Origin of the sequence: Hansschlegelia beijingensis (genome assembly GCF_014196425.1) — a bacterium.
GTDB classification, from domain to species: Bacteria; Pseudomonadota; Alphaproteobacteria; order Rhizobiales; family Methylopilaceae; genus Methylopila; species Methylopila beijingensis.
On the sequence record NZ_JACIDR010000010.1, the window covers coordinates 1 to 2,500 of the forward strand.

The window sequence follows — 2,500 nt, forward strand, 5'->3', positions numbered from 1 at the left end:
GCCGTTTTTGTTTCTGTCTGTCATGTGCTGGAACGACGAAAGCCCGCCAGCTTTTGTGCTGTGCGGGCTTTTTGTTTGGTTGCGGGGACAGGATTTGAACCTGTGACCTTCAGGTTATGAGCCTGACGAGCTACCGGGCTGCTCCACCCCGCGCCATGTCCGGACGTTTTGTCGACGGACGTCGAGCGCAGATCTGATCATCGTGAGGTTTGACGAAACGCACTTCGCAGGCCTGGCGACGACCTACTCTCCCGCGCCTTAAGACGAAGTACCATCGGCGCAGAGGGGCTTAACGGCCGAGTTCGGGATGGGATCGGGTTTTTTCCCCTCGCATAGCCACCAGGCCGGCGAAGTGCGTTCGAAGCAAGCTGGATTTGAACTTTCAGGATGGTTTCGGCGAATGCCTTGGCATTCGCCGGATGGGCGCGGATCGCAAGAGCGATCAAGCCAATCGAACGATTAGTACCGGTAAGCTTCACGTGTCGCCACGCTTCCACACCCGGCCTATCAACGTGGTCGTCTTCCACGGTTCTCAAGGGAGATCTCGTTTTGAGGGAGGTTTCCCGCTTAGATGCCTTCAGCGGTTATCCCGTCCGCACGTAGCTACCCTGCAATGCGGCTGGCGCCACAACAGGTCCACCAGAGGTGCGTTCATCCCGGTCCTCTCGTACTAGGGACAAATCCTCTCAAATCTCCGACACCCACGGCAGATAGGGACCGAACTGTCTCACGACGTTCTGAACCCAGCTCACGTACCACTTTAATCGGCGAACAGCCGAACCCTTGGGACCTGCTCCAGCCCCAGGATGTGATGAGCCGACATCGAGGTGCCAAACACTGCCGTCGATATGGACTCTTGGGCAGTATCAGCCTGTTATCCCCGGCGTACCTTTTATCCGTTGAGCGATGGCCCGTCCACGTGGAACCACCGGATCACTATGACCGACTTTCGTCTCTGCTCGACTTGTCTGTCTCGCAGTCAGGCAGGCTTATGCCATTGCACTCAACGACCGATTTCCGACCGGTCTGAGCCTACCATCGCGCGCCTCCGTTACTCTTTGGGAGGCGACCGCCCCAGTCAAACTGCCTGCCATGCATTGTCCCGGACCCGGATGACGGGCCGCGGTTAGACGATCGTGACGATAAGGGTGGTATTTCAAGGACGGCTCCACCCGAGCTGGCGCCCGAGCTTCAAAGCCTACCACCTATCCTACACATGCCAACACAATCGCCAATGCAAAGCTACAGTAAAGGTGCACGGGGTCTTTCCGTCTGACCGCAGGAACCCCGCATCTTCACGGGGAATTCAATTTCACTGAGTCTATGCTGGAGACAGCGGGGAAGTCGTTACGCCATTCGTGCAGGTCGGAACTTACCCGACAAGGAATTTCGCTACCTTAGGACCGTTATAGTTACGGCCGCCGTTTACTGGGGCTTCGATTCAAAGCTTGCACCTCTCCTCTTAACCTTCCAGCACCGGGCAGGCGTCAGACCCTATACGTCATCTTGCGATTTCGCAGAGCCCTGTGTTTTTGCTAAACAGTCGCCACCCCCTGGTCTGTGCCCCTCGCAAATGGTTGCCCATCTACGAGGCCTCCTTATCCCGAAGTTACGGAGGTAATTTGCCGAGTTCCTTCAGCATAGTTCTCTCAAGCGCCTTGGTATACTCTACCTGTCCACCTGTGTCGGTTTCGGGTACGGTCTCATGCGGGAGCTATTTCCTGGAACGTCCAGGCCGCCTTCGGAATCCAATAACCTCCGACAGCTTTCGACATTCGTCACTACCCGCTGGCTGGGGAATATTAACCCCATTCCCATCGACTACGCCTTTCGGCCTCGCCTTAGGGGCCGGCTAACCCTGCGCAGATTAGCTTTACGCAGGAACCCTTGGACTTTCGGCGGGAGTGTCTCTCACACTCCTTTTCGTTACTCATGTCAGCATTCGCACTTCCGATACCTCCAGGATGCCTCACGGCTGTCCCTTCACGGGCTTACGGAACGCTCCGCTACCGCTCACCTTGCGGTGAACCCTAAGCTTCGGCTCGTGGCTTGAGCCCCGTTACATCTTCGGCGCAAGAACCCTTGTTTAGACCAGTGAGCTGTTACGCTTTCTTTAAAGGATGGCTGCTTCTAAGCCAACCTCCTGGTTGTTTTGGGATTCTCACATCCTTTCCCACTTAGCCACGAATTGGGGGCCTTAGCTGTAGGTCAGGGTTGTTTCCCTCTCCACGACGGACGTTAGCACCCGCCGTGTGTCTGCCGGATAGTACTTACTGGTATTCGGAGTTTGGTTAGGTTTGGTAATCCGGTAAGGACCCCTAGCCCATCCAGTGCTCTACCCCCAGTAGTATTCATCCGACGCTCTACCTAAATAGATTTCGCGGAGAACCAGCTATTTCCGAGTTTGGTTGGCCTTTCACCCCTAGCCACAAGTCATCCGAGACTTTTTCAACAGGCACCGGTTCGGTCCTCCAGTGCGTGTTACCGCACCTTCAACCTG

The 2,500-nt window shown here is 56.0% G+C and carries 1 tRNA gene and 2 rRNA genes (1 of these 3 cut by a window edge); all 3 read right to left on the bottom strand.

From position 1 onward, the window contains the following. Positions 1 to 76: 76 nt before the first annotated feature. Positions 77 to 153, bottom strand: a tRNA-Met gene (locus GGR24_RS17400). Positions 154 to 230: 77 nt separating this feature from the next. After that, positions 231 to 344, bottom strand: a 5S ribosomal RNA gene (gene rrf, locus GGR24_RS17405). A gap of 94 nt (positions 345 to 438) precedes the next feature. Continuing rightward, positions 439 to 2,500: ribosomal RNA gene (locus GGR24_RS17410) — 23S ribosomal RNA — on the bottom strand (it continues 740 nt past the right edge of the window).